Genomic DNA, 1,858 nt, shown 5'->3' on the forward strand with positions numbered 1-1,858 from the left:
TGTCCTGTCTCGCTTGATGGTTGACACTCTGGCCTCGCTTGATGCTTGACACCTTGATCGTCTTCTGTGCCTGCTCGTGGCGGTATCGACGCTTCGGGGAGGCTCAGGTGGCATTGGTGGAGTTGAGAGTCGTGGAGCAGCGCTATCACGCGGTGATCGAGGTGTTGTCGGGGGCGAAGGTCACCGATGTGGCCGGCCGGTATGGGATCTCGCGGCAGTCGGTGCATGCCTGGGTGCGCCGGTATCAGGACGGCGGCTTGGCCGCGCTGGCTGACCGGTCGCATCGGCCGAAGGCGCATCCGATGCGGACCCCGGCCGCTGTCGAGGCGTTGATCTGTGAGCTGCGGCGCGCTCATCCGCGGTGGGGACCGCGCACCCTGTTGTGGGAGCTGGGCCGGCGTGAGGTGGAGCCGTTGCCGTCGCGGGCGAGCATCTACCGGGTGCTGGTGCGCAACGGCCTGATCGAGGCGGTGGCGCGGCGGCGCAGGCGCGAGGATTACCGGCGCTGGGAGCGGCCCGAGCCGATGCAGCTGTGGCAGATGGACATCATGGGCGGGCTACTGCTGGCCGACGGCAGCGAAGCCAAGCTGATCACCGGCGTGGACGATCACTCCCGGTTCTGCGTGATCGCCTCGGTGGTGGCCCGATCGACCGGGCGGATGGTGTGCGCCGCCTTCGCCGGGGCGATGCGCGCCTATGGGGTGCCGCTGGAGGTGCTGACCGACAACGGCAAGCAGTTCACCGGCCGCTTCGGCGGACCGAAGGCGGGTGAGGTGCTGTTCGAGCGGGTCTGCCGGGAGAACGGCATCAAGCTGCGTCACACCCCGCCGCGCACTCCGACCACCACCGGGAAGATCGAACGCTTCCATCAGAGCGTGCGCCGGGAACTGCTGGCCGAGGCGCTGCCGTTCGCCTCGCTGGAGGCCGCCCAGGCCGAGATGGACGCGTTCGCCGAGCACTACAACACCGCCCGCCCGCATCAGGCGCTGGACATGGCCTTTCCCGCCGACCGGTTCTTCGCCGAGCGCAGCCCCGGCCAGCTCGGGGCCGAGCGGGAACTGCCACTGCGCCTGCCCGCCGGCCTGACCACGGTGCCCGCTCCCGCTGCTGGCGTTGCTCCTGAGGCCCCTCCCGCTGCCGCGCTGCCGGATCTCCCGGTCGAGGCCGTCCATCACCTTGATCATCTCGAACGGCCCGAGCCGATCCAGACGAGCACGGTCGATCCGCTCTCGCGCCAGGCGATCGAGGTCGATCGGATCGTTCCTGCGTCGGGCAACCTGTCGATCGGTGGCCAGCAGGTCTGGCTCGGCCCCGATCGGGCGGGCATGCCGATCACCTTGTGGATCAGCACTCAACGGCTGCATGTGTTCACCATCGGCGGTGGCCGGCTCAAGAGCGTGGCCTCCCGGCTGACCGTCAAGGACCTGGCCGCACTGGTCGCCTCGGGACAGGCCCGCCCGGCACCGGACGCACCCGTCGGCGAGCCCGCGATCGCGGCGAGCGCCGTCGAGGTGGATCGGCAGGTCAGCTCGATCGGCACCATCAGCCTGGCCGGCCGGGCCCTGTGCATCGGCGCCCACCTGGCCGGCCGCCGCGTCATCGTGCGCCTGGACGGCATCACCGCCCGTGTCATGGACGAGCAGCGCCTGCTGCTACGTGCCGTGCCCTGCCCGCTCCCGCTCGCCGAATGCCTCACCCTGCGCAACGCCCGCCCCGCCGGACCACCACCCGGCGCTTCGACCGAGCCCGTCACCGTCCAGCGGGTGGTCTGCAGCCGCGGCCACTTCCAGATCGTCGGCCAGAAGATCCAAGTCGGCCGGATCCACGCCCGCAAAATCCTGGACGTGACCGTGGACGA

Annotated in this window: 1 protein-coding gene; it reads left to right on the top strand. The window is 70.2% G+C overall.

All coding sequences use genetic code 11. The annotated features are described in order from the left end of the window. Positions 1-41 precede the first annotated feature (41 nt). On the top strand, positions 42-1,858 hold a 1,817-nt coding region (locus AB0C30_RS59820), incomplete at its 3' end, for an IS481 family transposase (protein WP_357962687.1).

This window comes from Nonomuraea sp. NPDC048901 (assembly GCF_040649695.1).
GTDB lineage: Bacteria > Actinomycetota > Actinomycetes > Streptosporangiales > Streptosporangiaceae > Nonomuraea.